The organism is Mucilaginibacter pedocola, assembly GCF_002013915.1.
Lineage (GTDB): Bacteria > Bacteroidota > Bacteroidia > Sphingobacteriales > Sphingobacteriaceae > Mucilaginibacter > Mucilaginibacter pedocola.
Genome location: NZ_MBTF01000004.1, coordinates 237,287 through 256,299, shown reverse-complemented (window position 1 = coordinate 256,299; position 19,013 = coordinate 237,287). Strand labels below are relative to the sequence as shown.

General features: G+C 44.7%; 18 protein-coding genes. 5 read left to right on the top strand and 13 right to left on the bottom strand.

The features are described from left to right. Nucleotides 1-240: 240 nt before the first annotated feature. Entirely contained in the window at nucleotides 241-1,206 is a 966-nt protein-coding gene (locus tag BC343_RS08160) for an IS110 family RNA-guided transposase (protein ID WP_078347262.1), read from the top strand. Nucleotides 1,207-1,355: 149 nt separating this feature from the next. Here the strand turns inward: BC343_RS08160 and BC343_RS08155 are convergent, their stop codons facing one another. The 9 genes from BC343_RS08155 to BC343_RS08115 form a co-directional block, all read right to left on the bottom strand. Then, entirely contained in the window at nucleotides 1,356-2,054 is a 699-nt protein-coding gene (locus BC343_RS08155; RefSeq protein ID WP_078347261.1) for a response regulator transcription factor, read from the bottom strand. Continuing rightward, nucleotides 2,047-3,687 carry a sensor histidine kinase gene (locus BC343_RS08150; RefSeq protein ID WP_078347260.1) on the bottom strand — a complete coding sequence of 547 codons (1,641 nt, stop codon included), beginning with the start codon at nucleotides 3,685-3,687 and terminating at the stop codon, nucleotides 2,047-2,049. Before BC343_RS08150 ends, BC343_RS08155 begins: the two co-directional genes overlap by 8 nt. 100 nt (nucleotides 3,688-3,787) lie before the next feature. After that, nucleotides 3,788-4,294: a hypothetical protein gene (locus tag BC343_RS08145; RefSeq protein WP_078347259.1), complete on the bottom strand. Its 507-nt coding sequence runs from the start codon at nucleotides 4,292-4,294 to the stop codon at nucleotides 3,788-3,790. 20 nt (nucleotides 4,295-4,314) lie between these two features. After that, nucleotides 4,315-4,845, bottom strand: a complete 531-nt coding sequence (locus BC343_RS08140) for a hypothetical protein (RefSeq protein ID WP_143822107.1) — start codon at nucleotides 4,843-4,845, stop codon at nucleotides 4,315-4,317. A gap of 95 nt (nucleotides 4,846-4,940) precedes the next feature. Beyond that, nucleotides 4,941-6,377, bottom strand: a complete 1,437-nt coding sequence (locus tag BC343_RS08135) for a Glu/Leu/Phe/Val family dehydrogenase (protein ID WP_078347257.1) — start codon at nucleotides 6,375-6,377, stop codon at nucleotides 4,941-4,943. A gap of 153 nt (nucleotides 6,378-6,530) precedes the next feature. Beyond that, nucleotides 6,531-6,743 carry a CcmD family protein gene (locus tag BC343_RS08130; protein ID WP_078347256.1) on the bottom strand — a complete coding sequence of 71 codons (213 nt, stop codon included), beginning with the start codon at nucleotides 6,741-6,743 and terminating at the stop codon, nucleotides 6,531-6,533. A gap of 3 nt (nucleotides 6,744-6,746) precedes the next feature. Next, nucleotides 6,747-7,421: a cytochrome c biogenesis protein gene (locus BC343_RS08125; protein WP_394333358.1), complete on the bottom strand. Its 675-nt coding sequence runs from the start codon at nucleotides 7,419-7,421 to the stop codon at nucleotides 6,747-6,749. 224 nt (nucleotides 7,422-7,645) lie between these two features. After that, nucleotides 7,646-8,830 carry a carboxypeptidase-like regulatory domain-containing protein gene (locus tag BC343_RS08120; RefSeq protein WP_078347255.1) on the bottom strand — a complete coding sequence of 395 codons (1,185 nt, stop codon included), beginning with the start codon at nucleotides 8,828-8,830 and terminating at the stop codon, nucleotides 7,646-7,648. A gap of 92 nt (nucleotides 8,831-8,922) precedes the next feature. Further along, nucleotides 8,923-9,606: a heme exporter protein CcmB gene (locus BC343_RS08115; RefSeq protein ID WP_078347254.1), complete on the bottom strand. Its 684-nt coding sequence runs from the start codon at nucleotides 9,604-9,606 to the stop codon at nucleotides 8,923-8,925. A gap of 60 nt (nucleotides 9,607-9,666) precedes the next feature. On the opposite strand from BC343_RS08115, the gene BC343_RS08110 reads away from it, so the two are divergent. From BC343_RS08110 to BC343_RS08095, 4 genes are all read left to right on the top strand, one after another. Then, entirely contained in the window at nucleotides 9,667-10,551 is an 885-nt protein-coding gene (locus BC343_RS08110; protein WP_078347284.1) for an Rpn family recombination-promoting nuclease/putative transposase, read from the top strand. A gap of 67 nt (nucleotides 10,552-10,618) precedes the next feature. Further along, entirely contained in the window at nucleotides 10,619-10,810 is a 192-nt protein-coding gene (locus BC343_RS08105; protein WP_238381728.1) for a hypothetical protein, read from the top strand. 31 nt (nucleotides 10,811-10,841) lie between these two features. Further along, on the top strand, nucleotides 10,842-11,651 hold the full coding sequence (locus tag BC343_RS08100) for an SDR family NAD(P)-dependent oxidoreductase (protein WP_078347252.1): 810 nt from the start codon (nucleotides 10,842-10,844) through the stop codon (nucleotides 11,649-11,651). 4 nt (nucleotides 11,652-11,655) lie between these two features. After that, nucleotides 11,656-12,141, top strand: coding sequence for a methylated-DNA--[protein]-cysteine S-methyltransferase (locus BC343_RS08095; RefSeq protein ID WP_078347251.1), 486 nt, complete (start codon nucleotides 11,656-11,658; stop codon nucleotides 12,139-12,141). Here the strand turns inward: BC343_RS08095 and BC343_RS08090 are convergent. From BC343_RS08090 to BC343_RS08075, 4 genes are read right to left on the bottom strand one after another with little or no spacing between them, the layout of a single operon-like run. Next, complete coding sequence (locus BC343_RS08090; protein ID WP_078347250.1) at nucleotides 12,125-14,062, bottom strand: response regulator; 1,938 nt, start codon at nucleotides 14,060-14,062, stop codon at nucleotides 12,125-12,127. The two genes, BC343_RS08095 and BC343_RS08090, sit on opposite strands and share 17 nt — an antisense overlap. 14 nt (nucleotides 14,063-14,076) lie before the next feature. Beyond that, complete coding sequence (locus BC343_RS08085; protein WP_143822106.1) at nucleotides 14,077-14,667, bottom strand: chemotaxis protein CheB; 591 nt, start codon at nucleotides 14,665-14,667, stop codon at nucleotides 14,077-14,079. After that, the gene (locus BC343_RS08080; RefSeq protein WP_078347248.1) at nucleotides 14,660-15,499 is read right to left on the bottom strand and encodes a CheR family methyltransferase; all 840 of its coding nucleotides are present in this window, start codon (nucleotides 15,497-15,499) and stop codon (nucleotides 14,660-14,662) included. The genes BC343_RS08085 and BC343_RS08080 overlap by 8 nt, the downstream gene beginning before the upstream one ends. Before the next feature lies 1 nt (nucleotide 15,500). After that, complete coding sequence (locus tag BC343_RS08075) at nucleotides 15,501-18,935, bottom strand: response regulator (RefSeq protein ID WP_078347247.1); 3,435 nt, start codon at nucleotides 18,933-18,935, stop codon at nucleotides 15,501-15,503. Nucleotides 18,936-19,013: the final 78 nt, after the last annotated feature.

Genomic DNA, 19,013 nt, shown 5'->3' with positions numbered 1-19,013 from the left:
TGTCATCCTATGTTTGCTTATAGGAAAAAGTTAAGTGTTTAGAGTAAATTTAAAGTAGAAGAAAAAGGGTAAAGAGAAAGATCACGAGTTGTCATTGGCTGTAGGAAGCCGTTCGAAATGCAGATCACTTTACCCCTTTGCTTACAAGCTTGAACAGTTCATTAGGCCACAAGAGCCTGTATGTAGGATTGATAAGCAGTAAAGCAGGTTCTTCTACAGTATTTATCTCAAAACAAAGTTATGGAAACTCATGCAAATTACATTGGTGTAGACATTTCAAAAGCGTCCTTTGACGTATCAGCCGGCCGACGCCATTATCAGTTCAGCAACGAAACTACAGGCTTCGACGGCTTCTTAAAGCTATTGGATACAGATAGCCATATCGTGATGGAAGCATCCGGCCCATATTATTTAAGGCTTGCTTGCTTCCTGCATACGAAGGGCATTAAGGTAAGTGTGGTAAATCCTTTGGTGATTCGCCGCTACAGCCAAATGCGTATGTCCCGGGCTAAAACAGATAAGAAAGACGCACTCCTGATCGCAGAGTATGGTGCCATGGCTAAGCCGGAGCAATGGGCCCCACCACAGCAGCATGTGGTAGAATTACAGCAAACAGAAGCCATTTTATCAGGATTGAGCAAGCAGCATACTGTGTTAAGCAACCAGCTTGAAAGCTTTACAGCTACAGGAATGATGCAAAAAGCACTGAGGCAGACGATACAAAAAGAGCTATGCCACCTTAAACAACTTATATCACGGCTTTCAGCTAACATGGAAAAGATCGTTCTTGAACATTATGGGCAAATGCTATCAGGACTGAAAAGCATACCTGGCATTGGCAAAAAAACAGCGATAATGCTCATCCTGGTAAGCGGTGGTTTCGAGCGTTTCGGCGATTGCAGTAAATTAAGCTCTTACATTGGGACATGCCCGCGCCTGTTCGAATCGGGCAGCAGTGTAAAAGGCAGGCCAAGAATATGTAAAATGGGCATGTCTGCGATCAGGGCCTCATTGTATGTATGCTCATGGAGCGCAAAACGCTGCAATAAAGCCTGCCGGGAGCTTTATGAACGCTTGCTGGCAAAAGGAAAAGCCAAAAAAGTTGCTTTGATCGCAGTCGTAAATAAGTTGCTAAAGCAAGCTTTTGCAATAGCTAAAACTAACTCAACATATCAGGAAAATTATTCAAATATTATTTGCTTTTAAACACAGTTCATTTCGAGCGAGCGAAGCGACGAGAAATCTTGTACGACTGAGCATGAACGCTTTGCATGAACGTATGTATTGCGTTCAAGATTTCTCTTCGCCCGTTCGCTCTTTCTCTCCCGCGTGCTCATCGAAATGACATCGCGGCTTTACCACACCAGTTTATACCCTACTCCGCGTACATTAATGATCTGTATATCCGGGTCGGCGCGCAGGTGGCGGCGCAGTTTGGTGATGAATACATCCAGGCTGCGGGCGTTGAAAAAGCTATCGTCGCCCCAAATGGTATCGAGTAAGGTTTTGCGTTGCACCACTTCGTGGCGGCTTTTACATAGCAGGTTTAAAATATCGCTCTCGCGGGCGGTTATACTCCAAACGTTAATACCCTGTTGCAAGCTATTTTTAGTCGGGTTAAAAAACAGGCTGCCTAATTGGTAATTCTCTGCCGCAGGTTTTGCCGATGGTTTGCGCTCGAGCATACGGTTGTGGCTCAGCAACACCTGCATCCTCACGATCAGTTCTTCTACGCTAAAGGGTTTCTTCAGGTAATCATTAGCCCCGCTCTCGAAGCCCGCAACCACATCTTTCGGCTGCGATTTGGCGGTGAGGAATATGATGGGCGTCCGTTCGTCGGCCTCGCGTATTTTACGGGCTACTGCAAAACCATCCAGCTTGGGCATCATAACATCAAGCGCCAGTACATCGGGTTTTCGCTCGCTGTACTTTTGCAAAGCCTGCTCGCCGTTGGCACACAGTACAACATCAAAACCCGCTTCTTCCAGGCTTTCGCGCACAATGTGAGCCAGCGCCAACTCGTCTTCGGCCAGTAATACCTTTATTTTATCCATGGTTCAACGGTATGGTTAAAGTAAACTCGGTGCCTTTATTCAGTTCGCTGGCTACGGTAATTTTACCGCCGTGGGCTTCCACAATATATTTTACATAGCTTAACCCCAAACCCGTCCCTTTTACATTGTGTACGTTACCGGCCGGCACGCGGTGAAATTTATCGAACACATGCTTTACATGCTTTGCCGGGATGCCCATACCGTTATCTTTTATGCTGAATAGCGCCTTCTCTTTATTTTTAGTAACCACTATGTTGATATCCACCGGTTCGGTAGAGTATTTAATGGCGTTATCAATAAGGTTTTGCATCACATTACGCAGGTGTAGTTTATCGGCAACTATATCCGTAATGCCACTCTGATTTACATAACTAATGTGCAATTCTTTTTCGGCTTTCTGCTTTTCTGCTTCTATTACGTCGTTCACCAGCTCATCAACAAATACAACTTCTCTGGTTAGGGCAACTGAACTGCCTTCAAAAGCGGCAATATTCAGCACCTTGGTTACTAATCCATCCAGGCGGCTTAGTTGGTTGCGCGAGGTTTGCAGGTAACGCTGCGTTTTTTCGGGATCGTTTAGCCCGTTGAACTTTTGCAGCCCCTCTATAGCTACCGTCATGGTGGCAATGGGAGTTTTAAGTTCGTGCGTCATGTTGTTAACAAAGTCGTCCTTTAGTTCTGCCAGTTTCTTTTGCTTAATAATGGTACGGATGATGTAGATAAAGCAAAATAAGGTAAACACGATGAGGAAACCGGATAAACCGAGTATGATGATCATTTCGCTCAGAATACCTATTTGCGGCTTATCAAATTTAGCCCGCACGTGCAAGGTATCTTTATCTTTATCTGTATGCTGCAAAAATACAAAGCCGTGGTACTTATAGGTGAACTGCTCAGTTTCGCTGTATCGCAATTGGGATATGAGATGCGGATCGGGTTCAGCAGCGGGTATTGGTTTATCTGACACTGCAAGGTCAAAGTCGAAGCGGCGCATGCGCGGATGCATTTCCTGAAGCACCTGTTCAAAATAGTGATGCAGTTTTGTACTATCTGCCGCGCGGTAATTAGGTGGGAAAGCAAAAATACCGGAATGAACAACGCTATCAGGCAATATAACCCTGGCCTTATTATCCCCAGGCTTTGCCGCCTTGTGCTCTTCGCTTATTTGCCTACTCGCGTCTTCAAACCCTAATAACAGCAGTAAATCATCCATCACCCGGGGTACATAAAACGACATCTCCGTTAACACCTCGGGAACTGTTGCTTTGTGATTTATTTTCGACCGGTAAAAATCAAAATCAGCCTCGGATAGTTGTATAGGTTCACCAATACCGAGATACTTATTTTTAAGCGATATTTTAAACCAGGCGGTACTTGGGCTACCCTTTTTTGAAGTGTCTATACTGATCGTCGTACCCGGGTCCGATAAACGCCTTACCATCACCACCCGTATCGAATCGAAATAATCTTTTTTGCAGCTATCCAATGCGCGCTGCATGGCGGTATTGATATCACCGTCGAATTTATCTTTACTGAGTTTATATGCCGTAAAGCTCCAGTAAAGCTGGAGCATGACAATACCGGCCAATAGCACGGTAGTTAAAAATAATACGATAAGTAGTTTCTTTTTCATGATTTTAATTGCTTGAGGTAAAAGTAATTTGCCCCTTGCAACCGCCTTTTATCTGTTAACATTAGTTAACATTAAATAAGGGTGGGTAAGATATAGTGCCTCATGGAATAACTTTGCTATCGCGCACTATTTCAATACCGAACAAACCTGTACTTAAATACAGCACCGCATAATTTGCGTTTGCCAGCATTTTATAGTCGTCGGCAAACACTCTTAAACCCACACGGTGATAAGTGACCTCTGCAGATGAGTTCGACTTATTTCGCCTATAATATTTATATTCAATAGGCCTCTGAACTACGAAGACTTCCTTTTGGGCAAAAACGCTATTAAAAAAGAAAAATGCCCCGGCTGCTAAAAACCAATAGTACATAAGGTAATACTTTTGCCTGCTAAAAAAAAGCACCACAACGATGCAGAAAACAACAGCGGATATAAAAAGCCACTTACCTTGCAAAACAATATCCCGAAAACTTACCAGGAGATAAATAGCCGCTACCGCAGATAACAAGCCTACAATAAGGTTTAACCGGTGTAAACTTCTACTTTCTTTCTGTTTATATTTCTTTTGAGCCTGTTTTGCTTCTCGTTGTTTTAATGTCAACATGTTTAGTCCGCATCCTTAAATTATCGCCTGCTTAATTTGTAATCTCTTATTACGTAATACCCCAGCAGCCCTTCGCTGACTTTCAGAATAACGTAAGATGCTGCCTGTATTTCCTTCATGTTCGTAAAGCCGAAGGAAATCTCCCGACCTTGGTATACTACATCTACATACGGGCCGGATTTGTAGCTGCCACGATGCTTCTCTACAATTTCCAACTTAAGAGTAGTGGTATTTCTATCGGCAAATGCGATATTGATAAAAAGCGGTATAGCAATAACAAGCGAAGCACAACCAACAAAAGCGTAAAAATAATTTTCGCGGCTCTTTACCAATAAAACACCAACCAGTCCGCTTAATGCGGCCAATAACAAAGGCAGTTTTGGGTCGGCAATAACGTCGCGGAAATTAAAAACGCTATAGAAAAAACAAAGCCCGCAAAAACACCAAAAAGCAATTACCGGAGTTTTTGCGATGGTTATTCGGGGTTCGGGCGGTTTGTTATCTATTATATCCTGCAACTCGCGCCTCGATCTATTGCGTAAACGCCTCATGGCAATAAATATAACGCTGCTATTGCCAACAAACAAAAAAGGTTGAAATGCGAACACTTCAACCTTTCGATTTTAAACACTTTATAACTCAAAGATCACGGCCAAACACCCAGGTTTTGGTACGATACCGCAATTTTATTGATAGCGCCCACCATGGCCGCGTTGCGCAGGGTGCCAATGGCAGGGGTGTTTTTATATATCTCGCGTATCTCGTGGTACGAGCGTATCATAGTATCCTCTAAGCCCGAGTTTACCAGCTCCAACTCCGATGCACCTTTGATAATGGTAGAGCGCTGTATAGGCGTTAAAGCTACACCGGTAATACCTTCTACCATATTCACCAGGTTAAGGTTCGAGTTTTCTTCAAAGCGGCGGTTCATGCGGCCAAAAGCCACGTGGCTCAGGTTCTTCAACCACTCGAAGTATGATACCGTTACACCACCGGCGTTGGCATACATATCGGGGATAATGATACCACCTGCTGCATAAAATGCTTCTTCAGCCTCGGGTGAAGTTGGCCCGTTGGCTCCTTCGGCAATAATTTTTGCCTGTATGTTGCCAATGTTTTGGATAGTGATCTGGTTCTCTAAAGCGGCGGGCACCAAAATATCGCATGGTTGCTCCAGGCCTTCCATGGTGTTTTTAAATTCCTTTTTAGCCCCGGCATAACCTAATATCGAGCCGCTTGTTTTACGATGCTGGAAAACAGCCTCCACATCTAAGCCATCTTCGTTGTAAATAGCACCTTCAAATTCGCAGATACCAACAATAACGCCACCAAACTCCGACAGGAATTTTGCCGAATAGTAACCTACGTTACCCAAACCCTGTACAATAATTTTTTTGCCGCTAAGGCCGGTTGTGAGGCCCAACTTCTGCATATCCTCGGCAACGCCAACGCATTCGCGCACGGCAATTGCTACACCACGGCCGGTAGCCTCTCTCCTGCCTGCAATACCGTGCAGTGCAATTGGTTTACCGGTTACAGCGCCCATAGCATCCAACTGGCCGGGGTTCATGGTAGCATAGGTATCGGCTATCCAGCTCATTTCGCGCTCGCCGCTGCCATAATCGGGGGCGGGTACGTCAATGCTGGGGCCTATAAAGTTCTTTTTTATCAACTCTACCGTGTAACGGCGGGTAATGTTCTCCAACTCGCCTACAGTATAGTTTTTAGGGTTAATTTTTATACCGCCTTTTGCACCACCGAAGGGTACGTTAACAATGGCGCATTTGTAAGTCATGAGGGCGGCAAGTGCCATTACCTCGTCTTCGTTAACCATTTCGCTGTAGCGTATACCGCCTTTGGTTGGGCTTTGGTGTTGCGAGTGCTCTACACGCCAGGCATCTATCACCTCGAAACCATTACCCTTGCGGATAGGGAAACGGAAGCGGTAAACACTGTTGCATGATTTTATTTGGTCGAGCAGACCGGCATCGTGCTTGGTAAACTGCGCTGCGTGGTCGAAATTCTTGCACACGTCGCCAAAGAAATGCGTTTCCTGGGTCGCAGTCGGGTTAGTAATATTCATAATTTAGAATTGGTAAATAAAATTGATCTCGTAAAAAACAGTGCAAATATGGCGGTTATTTTGCCAATAATGCAAATTTTTACAGATCGGGTATCTGTTTAAAATGTAAAGAAATGTACGCTAAAGTTTAAACAGCAATCAGGGGGTATTGGTTTAATTATCTTTCTCTATTTTTTTCAAACGGCGGTCGATGCTGAACAGGTATACAGCCAGGCCGATGAAAACGATAGCAACGGTGATAACCACCACGTATATCATGCCCGATACACGCAGTTTATCCGCCATTTCTACATCGCTACCCGGCTGGGCAAATGCAGTAACAAAATTCAGCAATAGGGTCAGTACTAAAAATAACGATCTCTTCATCTCTTAATCTATCGAGTTCTTTTTGTATTCAATTAAACGGATGCGGTAACGGATAGTAGCTATCCAAACCGACATTAACGACCAGGCAATAAAGGCCGGGTAAAGCACTATGCGCATGCGGTTATCCAGATCCAACTTACCAAAAGCAGGATTGCCACCATTGCCGGGGTGCAACGAATCTGTTAAACGCGGCAATACCATTATAAGTACCACCATTATAGGGAAGGCGAATATGTTGTATATGGCCGATATTTTGCCGCGCTTTTGCTCCTCGTCTATCGAGTTACGCAATACCATATAAGCGCAATACAGCAAAAAGGCGATGGCTGCACTGTTTTGCTTAGGGTCGTTACTCCAATAGGCGCCCCAGGCATATTTAGCCCAAAGCATACCGGTTACCAACCCTATCACAAAAAAGAAAAGCCCTGTATTGGCGCATTCTACGGCTAAAAGGTCGTATTCTTCCTTACCTGTTTGCAGGTATTTGATGCTGTATATTACCGATATGGTGAACACCGTGAACATGGCTATCCACATAGGCACGTGGAAGTACGTGTTCCTGATCGTTTCGTGCAGGATGGGCAGGCGGGGTACCCCTATCAAAAAACCGGCTATCAGGGTGTAGAATATCAGCACTACGGCCAACACTTTCCACCAGGTTTGATAAATAAATTTCATACTGTGCGGCAAAGGTAGCAATATGTTTATTGATAGAATGTGTTTTTACACACATTTAGTATTGTTGCAGTAAGAGGTGCTAAAGGTTATAAAGTTGCTTTTAATGAAGTAATAGGTTTGAAAAATTTGCAGTCCCTGAACCATGATTCGCTTGATTGATGGATTCGCCGATGCAGGTTGCATAACCACTTCTACACAAATGAACTACTGAACCAATGAACTACTTAATCCCCCGGCTCGTAATCAACCGGCAGCATATTAGATAGTTTAGATTTGCTCCAGGTGCCTTCGTAAAGGGGGCTTTCGGCTATAACAATGCCGTTCATATCAAAAATAGCATAGCGTTGTTTGTTGAGGGTAATTACACTGGTTTCGAAGTTCTCCATATCCAGCGGGCGAAAAATATCCCTGAATTGTTCTTCCTCGTGTTTTTTGGTGTATACCACATATAAGTACGCCGGAAAGGTAATAGCAAATATCCCCTCCTGCCGCGTATTGCGCACTACGTCAACGGAACGCAATGGCGGTTTCACCAGGTTTTCGTTGGCCCATTTGGGCACATTTTGCTGGTCTATCCAATACATGGCCGAATCGCGCCTTACGCCGTTAAACTCTTTTATTTTCTTTTGGATGTAGGCTTCCGGGTATCGGTTAGGGTTCCAAGCGCGTGTGTAGTTGTATATCACAAAGCCATCATCGGCCAGTTTGTTTTTATAAAGCGAACGGTAAAAATGCTGCGGCGAACCATAGTAGGCTTCTTCGCGTTTTGCCTTCCATTTCTTTTTCTGCGATTCGCTGCCCGGCAATTCCTCAAAAAGCGCCTTGCCTGAGTACGATATGGTGTGGTTTATATTATCGCTTGTAAAGCTGTTCAGCAAAAATTTGGTGCGATAGCCAAGCGCGTTATTCTCTACAATCAAAAATTCGTCAGACGAAGCCTCCAGCGTTTGTTTCCTGCGAAAGTAGTTAAGGTCGATAACATGCGGGTTTACAACCTTGCATTGTTTAGAATTTTCGTTAACGCCGATGAAGTCCTTTTTGAACATTTCGTAGTTCTTCTTCCAGTCGGCATTACTGGTAATGGTAACGGCGCGCATCATCATTACCTTGGGCGTCATTTCTATCACCAGGTTTATGGGCTGGCTACCTACCAATACCTCTTTGCTGTACTCTTCGTAACCGAGGGTGGTTACTACTAAATTATACTGCCCGGGTTTAACGCCGCGCAGGGTAAATGTACCGTCTTCAATAGTTGCTGTGCCGTAACTGGCATTACTCAAAAAAACGCTGGCACGAACCACCGGTGTTTGGGTGCCTGCCGCCGTAATTTTACCGCTTATGAAACCGGCCTGTGCCGCTGCAAATAACGGCAGGCATAACAACATCACTACAAACCAACAGCGGCGCATGTATATTTAAATTTATTTAGAGGGTGCTAATAAAGATATAATTTATGAACGAGAGATGAAAAAACGGATGGTAATTAAAAAGATACAAGCCCTTAATCCCTCCACAAATACGGGAACAGAATGAGCGATGTAGAGATAACGATGGCATTAATAGCCAGCAACACGCCCATGGTGCCATAGCTCTCCGCCCTATCCAGCCCATCCATAGCGGCCTTGCTTACTTTTATTAACAGCAATATCACGGGTACGATAACCGGGAAACTCAGGATAGCCATTAGCGTACCGTTATTGCCTGCCTTTGATGCGATCGCCGATATCATGGTAAACACGGTTGAAAAACTGATGCTTCCCAAAAGCACCGCAATAAAGTAAAACAGCAGGTCGCCTACATCATTGGTAAAGAAAACCATGTATACGATGAGTGCCAGCACGCTTAACAAACCCATCAGCATGGCGTTGTAAATGGTTTTGGATAGGATGATGGCCTGCGGGCGGGCAATAGTGTAGTAGTAAAGCAAACGGGCTTTGCTCTCCTGCATAAAGCTTTTGGCAATGGCATTTACTGAGGCAAATAGCATAATTATCCAAAACAAGATATTCCAAACAATGGGGTACCCCTGGCTGCTGCGGAACCCCGGATTAAGGTTAAAGGATATGTAACAGATAAAAACTGTAGAAACGATGTAAAGCAGTACACCATTGAAAGCGTACTTAGAACGCCACTCCAGCAGTATCTCTTTCTTGAGTAAATTATAGGTTTCGTTAAAAAGCCGCATTGCGTGGCAAAGATAGTGGATTTACCGCTTGAATTTGGCGATGTTAATTATCTTTGGATTATGCCTAACCAACAACCGCCCTCCGTAGGTAGATACATCGACCCTTTAGTCGATTTTGCCTTTAAAAAGATCTTTGGCAGCGAACCTAACAAAGACCTGCTTATTGCTTTTCTGAATGAAGTATTCAGAGGCCGTAAGGTCATTGTTAATCTTACTTACAACAAGAACGAGCATCATGGCGACCTTAAACACGAGGGCGCCGCGATATTCGACCTGCAATGCACAGGCGACAAAGGCGAGCAATTCATCATCGAGATACAGCGAGGCAGGCAGGGTTACTTTAAAGAAAGGGCGTTGTTTTATACCTCCCGATTGATAAGCAACCAGGCACCAAAAGGTAAAAGAAGCCAATGGGCCTATAATCTCAGTGAAGTATACCTCATCGCATTATTGGAAGATTTTACATCCGCCGCCGGCCCCTATCCAAAATATTTGCACGAAGTTTACTTGTGTGATACTGATACCGGTGAAATATTTTACGATAAATTAGGTTTTACCTATATAGAATTAAGTAAATTTGTTAAAACAGAAAGCGAGCTGGTAACAGAGTTGGATAAATGGCTTTACGTTTTAAAGCATATGAGCGAAATGGGAAAAATTCCCGCTTATTTGCGAAAGCCTATTTTTGAGAAATTATTCAACATTGCCGAATACGCTAATTTTACCAAAGAGGAAAAAGACATGTACGATAGCAGCCAAAAATACAAATGGGATAACCAGAACACCCTCAACTATGCCTTGACCGAAGGAATACAAAAAGGTATCGAACAAGGTAAATTGGAAGAAGCTTTAGCTATAGCACGCGAATTGAAAAAAGAAGGTTTGGCAATTGAATTTATCGCTAAAACAACTAAGCTTTCCGTTGACGTAATAGAAAAACTTTAATATTTCTATTACCTGTTTTCTATTCAACATTGCCGAATACGCTAATTTTACCAAGGAAGAAAAAGACATGTACGATAGCAGCCAAAAATATAAGTGGGATAATCAAAACACCCTCAACTACGCCATGACTGAAGGTATCGAAAAAGGTAAATTAGAAGAAGCCTTAGCTATCGCCCGCGAATTAAAAAAAGAAGGTTTGGCAATTGAATTTATCGCTAAAACCACCAAGCTTTTTGTTGATGTAATAGAAAAACTTTAATATTTCTATTACCCATTTTCTATACTCCTCAATGAACAAACTCAACTTCGCTAATAAATGGGTGCTGGTTACCGGCGCCTCCTCGGGCCTTGGGCAGGAAATGGCACGCCAACTGGCAGCTAAACATAAAGCCAACCTCATAATTGCCGCCCGCCGTAAAGATAAACTCGACCAGCTTAAAGCCGAACTGGAAGCCAGCCACAACATACAGGTAAAAGTAATAGTTGCCGACCTGTCGGTACATGCAGATGTAGTGAGTATGATAGATACCTGCCTAGCCGACGGGCAACTCTACGGCGCTATACTGAACGCCGGCATTACTTATTTCGGGCGCCATAAAGACCTACCTTGGGAGCAAACCGAAAACATCATGAAAACCAACGTAAACAGCGTGGTGTACATGACGAGCCGATTGATAGCCCATTTTGAGCAGGCCAACACCGAAGCGGGTGTAATGATCGTTTCCAGCATGGCGGCATTCTTCCCTGTGCCTTACCAGGCGGTTTACTCGGCTACCAAAGCATTTATTATGGCTTTTGCCAATGCGCTGTCTGTCGAGATAAAAAACCCGGCACTATCGCTTTCTATTTACGCGCCGGGCGGCATTGCTACAGAAATGACGGAGGGCAAAAACTTTAACGATTTGAAAGGCTGGCTGATGCCCGTTGGCCAGGCCGCAACCGAAGGCTTGAACGCTTTTATATCGCGTAAGCAGGTACACGTTCCGGGCTTTCTGAACCGTGTGGGCAATGTTTTCATGAATTTTATACCCCGAAAATTCATCCTCAAGAACATGGGCAAGGTTTATTACAAATCGCTTTTAAAGGCCGAAAGTTTATAAACCGATGTACGAGGCCTTCCATAAAACACCGCTTGGGTTTGTGCGCGTGCGAGCGGATGAGGACGGTATAACTTCCATTAGCATACGCGATGAGGAATGCGTGGAGACACCTTCGGACTCTCCACATATCAACCTTGCCCTGCAACAACTGGATGAGTATTTTGAAGGCACCCGCCGCGAGTTCGACCTGCCGCTTAACCAATCCGGTACCGATTTTCAGCAGCAGGTTTGGCAGCAACTACTGGCTATTCCCTATGGCAAAACCATTACCTACGGGCAGCAATCGCAATTTATGAATAACCCGCTGGGGATACGCGCTATAGCATCAGCCAACGGCAAAAACAATTTGTGGATAGTGGTGCCCTGCCACCGCGTAATTGGCAGCAACGGCAGCTTAACCGGCTATGCTGGGGGCCTATGGCGCAAACAATGGCTATTAGACCACGAAGCCCGCATTATGGGCGTTGGGCAAACTAAACTGTTTTTCTGATCTTCCCGCCTACCAGCTTGGCAATTTTAGCGTGCAATTGTTGCGGCTCAAAAGGCTTAGACAATACATCATTCATCCCTGCAGATATGGCCTCTTTGTGCTCGTGCTCGTAAGCAGCTGCAGAAAGTGATATAATAGGCACACTACGTTTTGGCTCGGCAAAATCCATACGGATAGCACGGGCCGCCTGGTAGCCGTTCATGCCGGGCATGTGTGTGTCCATCAGTACCAGGTCGTAATCATCTTCGTTAAGCTTCTCAATGGCGCTGTTGCCATTATCGGCTACCATTACGGTAATACCCCAATCCTTCAGCATCTTAACCAGCATAAACTGGTTTATCATATTATCCTCTGCCACCAATACCTTCAACCCATCAAAAGGCGTAAGTACAGCAGCCGGTTTAACAGCTTTATGCTCGGGCACTTGTGCCAGATCGAACCAGTTGGTAAAATTGAAAACACTCCCCTTGCCTATCTGGCTGCTTACGGTAAGCTCGCCGCCTTTCAGTTCTATCAGTTTCTTAACAATAGTAAGTCCCAGACCCGTGCCGCCATACTTGCTGGCAGTACTATCTTCGGCTTGCTCGAACGATTCGAAAATGCTCGACAACCTGTCTGCAGGGATACCTATGCCACTGTCTTCAACAGTAAATTTAAGCTTAACTTTGTCTTGCTTTCTATCTTGCACAGCAACTTTCAGCTTCACGGTGCCCCTGTCGGTAAATTTAATGGCATTACTCAACAGGTTCATCAATATCTGGTTAATGCGCAACGAATCTACCATAATGGCCTCCGGCAGGTCATCACCCAATTCCAGTTCAAATTCAATGCTTTTTTCGTCGGCGCTGAATTTAAGCAAACCATGTACCGATTCGACGATGTTACGGATATTATTTGGCGCACGTACTATATTGAACTTACCGGCCTCTATCTTAGAAATATCCAACACATCATTTATAACGCCCAATAATGAGCGCGACGATGTTTCCAGCATATCCAGCAAGTTACCCTGCTGCTCGGTAACACCTGTTTTGCGCAATAAGTTGCTTAAGCCTATAATACCATTAACGGGCGTGCGCAACTCGTGGCTCATGTTGGCCAAAAAGGTTTCTTTTACTTTTTTGCCGTACTCTGCCGCTTCTTTTGATTTGATGAGTTGCTGCTGATAGCTTTTCTGTGGCGTACAATCGCTGATGTTCATAAACAGCGTTTTATTGCGGTACGAAACCCGGCAATCCACCCAAATAGTGCGCTTATCAAAAGTATCGAACTGAAACTCGAATACCGAGAACTGCTGGTTCTCGCGAATGATCTCGCCCAGCTTCTTTTTAAAGGAGCTCTTATCGGCTTCAATAGCAAGGTCGACTATACTGCGGCCCATAGCTTCGGCCGGTTTAAAGCCCAAAAGCTTTTCTACAGCCGGGTTTATGGTTTTAATACGAAGTGTAGTAGCATCTACCGAGCAAATAATATCGGCGCTGTTTTTTACCACAATGGCATAATCTTCCAGCTCGGTATTTTTTGCTTTAATATCTTCTTGCTGGCGTGCCAGTTGCACGAAGGAGTCAACTTTAGCCGATGTTATATACGGATCGAGTGGTTTGTACAGGTAATCTACCGCGCCGGCACCAAGGCCCTTTACGGCATACTTGCTTTCTTTAGAAATGGCGGTAACAAATATCACCAGTATATCGCGTGTGCGCGGGTTCGATTTTAGCATCTCCACCAGCTCAAAGCCATCCATTTCGGGCATTTGAACATCTACCAGCGCAATAGATATGTGGTTCTCCCAGGCTATCCTGAGCGCCTCATTGGGCGATGTTGTGGTAAACAACTTAATATCGCTCCTTTTCAGAAGCGCTTCAAGTGCTATTATATTTTCTTCCCTATCGTCAACAATAAGGATGTTTATTGGGGTCATTCAGTGTAGGGGGTTTAAGTGCCGTTTTGTAAAAGCTCAAATATCTCAGTAGTACGTAATATATATTCGGCACCATCTATGCTGATGGCAGCGTTTGGCATCTCGGCCATTTCGGCATCCTCGGGGTGCTGGGCAATAGTAAGCGCGCCGCAATTGCGCAGCTTAAGCAGCCCCTCTGCCCCATCCTGGTTGGCTCCCGAAAATAATATGGCTGTACAGCTTTTTCCAAATGAATCAGCAGCGCTTTCAAATGTCACATCTATTGATGGCTTTGAATACCATATTGCCTCTGATACATCTAAACTAAAATACCCCCTTTTTTCGAGGAGGGTGTGGTAGTTTGCCGGTGCTATGTATATAGCGTTTTGTTCAATGGGGTCCTTATCACTAATTTCCCGCAGGTACATACGGCTATTTTCGGCAAACAGTTTCTCTATTTCGCTAAAAAAATTTTTTTTTCGGTGAATGATAATGATAACCGTCTTGTTGAAATCATGCGGCAACAGTTTCACCAACCTGAACATCAGTTTAAACGAACCTGCCGAGCCGCCCAACAGCAGCATCTTCGACCGGTTGAAGCGTTGTATCAGTTTTGTATCAAGCACCAATTTTCTGGTATATATTTTCCTTTTGGTTGATCACTTTAAACTTCTTACGGAAACTATCGCTGCGGATGGTTTCTTTATTTCCGAGGCAAAGATAACCAAGCGGGCAAAGGCTTTTATAAAAAAGATCAAGAATACGCTCCTGCAATTCGGTTTCAAAGTAAATGAACACATTACGGCAACTGATCATCTGAAACTCGTTAAAAATAGTATCAGATATCAGGTTATGTACCGAAAACAATGTATTCTGCTTCAATTCGCTATGGATAGCCGCCGCATCATACATAATAGTAAAATGGTCAGTTATAGAACCGGGCAAACCTGTGAACAGGTAATTTTCGGCATAGCTTTTTATTTTACGCAGGCTGTAAATGCCTTTGCGGGCCTCTTTCAACACTTCGGTATTGATGTCGGTACCGTAAATGAACGATTTTTTACCCAACCCTTCTTCTTTCAGTAAGATAGCCATTGAATATACTTCCTCGCCTGAAGAACACCCGGCACACCATATTTTGGCGTGCTGGTAGGTGGAGAGGTATGGCACCACTTGTTGGTTAAGTGCCTTGTAAAAGGCCGGATCGCGGAACATCTCGGTAACGTTTACCGTTATTTCTTCCAAAAACTCCTGGAAGAAAGCAGGGTCGTTCACCAAAATATGCTTCAGGTCGTAATACGAGAGCTTTTTAAGCATCATAATACGCGCCAGCCTCCGTTTAAGCGATGCCTTGGTATAATCGCCAAAATCGAATCCGTGTATTTTTTTTACAAGGTCTATCAGTTCTGTTAATTGCGCCCCCGTTAGCCCGCCATCCTTACTTAAAGTTTCGCTCATTTTATTTCTCCAACCACATTTGCATCAGCGCAATAAGCCTGTCCATATCTACCGGTTTGGTAATATAGTCGTTAGCGCCGGCCGCAATACATTTCTCGCGGTCGTCTTTCATGGCCTTTGCAGTTAAGGCAATAACGGGCAATTTAGCCCATTTGTTTTGCTTGCGGATATGCCTGGTGGCCTCGTAACCATCCATTTTAGGCATCATAATATCCATCAGCACAATATCAATATCAGTTACTTCTTCCAGTTTTTGTATGGCTTCTTCCCCATCGTTAGCAATTACTACATTCAGGTCGTAACCTTCTAAAGCGCTGCTCAGGGCGAAGATATTACGCATATCATCATCCACAACCAGTACCTTCTTGCCTTTCAGGTTATCCTTGCTGGCCGTAATGGTTTTCTTGGGCGATATTGGCGCAGATGCCTGCGCACCGGCGCCGGCGGTTTCGCTTATCTTGTTCAGGAAAAGGTTCACCTCGTCTATCAGCCTGTCGCTCGATTTGCTGGTTTTTACCACCATGGCGTTTGCGTATTGCATTAACCTGTTCACAGATGATTTATCAAGCTCCATAGCGGTATTGATAATTACCGGCAGGGCGGCAAATTTATCTACCTCTTTTATCTTATCCAGCAGGTCAAGCCCCGAAATATCGGGCAGGTTAAGGTCTAATATCACGCACTGGTACTCGTTCTCGTGCAGCATCCTGAAGGCCGATTCGCCATCGAAGGCCTGATCTACCGTTATGCCCTGCGTTTGCATCAGGTCTTTCAAGGCCTGGCTTTGGGCTTTATGATCTTCTACTAATAGTATTTGCTTAAAGCGCATGCCACTGTTCACCATAATATCGGTAAACAGTTTATCAAGCGTTTCGGTGCTTACCGGTTTTTTCAGGAAGCTTATGGCGCCCTCTTTACGGACACGGTTAGCAGCCGCCTCCCCTGCCGACATCAGGTGCACCGGTATGCCGATGGTTTCCTCGTCGTTCTTCAGTTCTTTCAATATCTGCCAGCCGTCTTTACCGGGCAGCATAATATCCAGTATTACCGCATCGGGCTTTTTCTCTTTAATAATTTCGAAAGCGCCTGTACCCTCGTGTATCATTATTGGCTTATAGCCGTGCTCTTTGGCGTAATCCTGCAAAATAATAGAAAAGTTTTTATCGTCTTCTACGATCACCACCGTAGGCTCGCGTCCGTCTTCAGCCTTTTTAGCAGGCGCAAGCGGTACACTGGCAGGGGCAACAAAGGTTTCTACCGTTGGTACGGTTTCTTGCGGTATATGCGCAGCTTCTAACGGCAAGGTGAGGGTAAATTCGCTCCCTGCGCCAGGTTCGCTGGTGAGCGTTATGTGGCCGCCAAGCAACGAAGCCAGTTCGCGGCTGATAGACAGGCCAAGCCCCGTACCACCGTATTTGCGGCTGGTAGAACCATCCGCCTGTTGGAAAGCCTCGAAAATTATCTTCTGCTTTTCTGCCGGGATGCCAATACCGCTATCTTTTATACTAAAGCTGATGGTTTTGGCTGTTGCGCCCGGCTTTGCAGTAACGCTTATGGAACCGCCCTCCGGCGTGAACTTGAAGGCATTAGAAAGCAGGTTTTTGATAACCTGTTCTACTCTTTGTTTATCTGTATAAATAGTTGCCGGCAGATCGAAAGCTTCGGTTTTGAACTTAATGTTTTTGTTCATGGCCATCTCGGCGAACAAGCTCTGCACATCGCCCAATATCTCGCTTACGCGGATATCCTCGTTCTGCATATCCAGCTTGCCCGATTCTATCTTCGAGAGGTCAAGAATATCGTTTATCAGCGCCAACAAGTCGTTACCGGCATTGAAAATTACGCTGGCATACTTTATCTGGTCTTCGCTCAGGTTTAGCGGTTTATTGTCTTTTAATATACGCGCCAACACCAAAATACTATTGAGTGGTGTACGCAGCTCGTGGCTCATGTTGGCCAAAAACTCCGATTTATATTTACCGGTAACTTCCAGTTCGTTCGCCTTCTGGGTGATGTTTTGGCGTGCCTCTTCAATGGCCTGGTTCTTCTCTTCCAGCAAGCTGGCTTTCTCCTCCAATTCGGCGTTAATGGTACGCAACTCTTCCTGCTGCACGCGCAACTCCTCTTCCGATGCCTGCAACATTTCTGTTTTGTTCATCAGCTCTTCGTTGGTAACGCGCATCTCTTCCTGTTGTGCTTCCAGCTCTTCGGCCTGTTGCTGGGTTTCCTCAAACAGGTCGTGCATTATAGTACGGGCCTGGGCGGTATTTACCGCTACGCCAATATCGTTAGCCACCAGCAAAATATAATCTTTAATATGCTGTTGCAGTTCGCCGCGGAAACCAACCTCCATTACCCCCTTCAGCTTTTTATCAAAGAAGAATGGCACCACAAAGCTTTCTATGATTTCTTCGCTGATGATGGATGAGCCTATCTCTATTTTATCGTTAAGTTTACCTTTTACTACCGCAGCGCGTTCGTCTTTAGCGGCTTGCCCTATCCAGCCTTCGGATATGCGGATAGACTTTTTGATAGAAGCCGGGTCATTAAAAGCGTACGATGCATACAGGTCGAGCCTTTCTTCCCCCTCGTTAAACAAATAAAAGGTGCCGGTAAGCGCGTGAGAATATTTGGCTACTTCCGACAGGATATTCTCCGATAGTTCGCGCTCGCTTTGCTGGCCCTGTATTTTTTCGTTCAAAGCACCGGTACCGGTAAGCAGCCAGTTTTTGGCCTCGTTCTCGGCCAGTACTTTCTCCAGCTCTATATTGGCAATTTTTACTTCTTCTTCTATTTTCTTCTGCCTTGCAAAAGTGCCCTGTATGTAGTAAAACATAATCACCACAATAACCAGGAACATAAACGAGCCAAGGCCTATAATTAAAACGGCTTGTTTAGATGCTTTCTCTGAACTTGCCTTACGGATGGCCAGCAGGCTGTTCTCTGTTTCTATTACACGGTTATTAATACCGCGTATGCTATCCATATTACCCTTACCGGCCAAAAACATGCGATTGGCCACCATGTACTCCAAACCTTTTGCTTCGCGAGTATCAATATTCAGCTTCAGTATAGCCAACTGGCGTGCAACCAGTTGTTTCAACGAATCTACCCGCTTTACCTGCGTAGGGTTGTCAGATATCATTTCACCCAATTGCGATATACTCTCGTTTATACGCGGCACAGCTACGTTATAGGGATCTAAAAAATCCTTATTGGCCGTTGCGCCATAACCACGCATACCGGTTTCGCTGTCAATTAAATATTGCAGGATGTTATTGGTGGTTTTAATTACCTTTTGGGTATGGTCAACCATAACGGTATCGTCCTCCAGTTGCCTGATACTGGTGAACGACAGCACCCCAACCACTAAAACAAGGATGATAGAAACGGCGAAACCCGCTAATACCTGGTTACGAAAGGAAAGCTTTAACATTTAGATAGAATGTGGTTAATGTAATGCACAAATATGTTTAAAAATTCCTTCGTTAACTAAATATATTATAACGAAAGG